The 238-nt window shown below is 39.9% G+C and carries 1 protein-coding gene; it reads left to right on the top strand.

What is annotated here, in order from left to right; translation table 11 throughout:
• On the top strand, positions 1-238 hold a 238-nt coding region (locus N8L90_RS09480; protein WP_261025232.1), incomplete at both ends, for a hypothetical protein.

The following is a 238-nucleotide window of genomic DNA, read 5'->3' as shown; positions in this document are numbered from 1 at the left end:
CCAGTTAAACTGAAACGTGGAACAGAAGAGACTGTTGTAAAAATCCCTGTAACTATCCAACGCGATACAGATGGCGATGGAATCCCAGATAAAGTAGATCCAGATGATGATAACGATGGTATTCCAGACAAGGATGATGCAAATCCAAAAGTAGCAGATGGATTAACAGGAGACACAACAGGAAAAACTGTAAAAGAAAAAACACCTGTCCCAGCAAATACTAAGGTAGTAACACCAA

Origin of the sequence: Streptococcus mitis, from assembly GCF_946190115.1 — a bacterium.
GTDB classification, from domain to species: domain Bacteria; phylum Bacillota; class Bacilli; order Lactobacillales; family Streptococcaceae; genus Streptococcus; species Streptococcus mitis_CO.
This window is presented reverse-complemented; position numbering and strand designations above follow the sequence as displayed.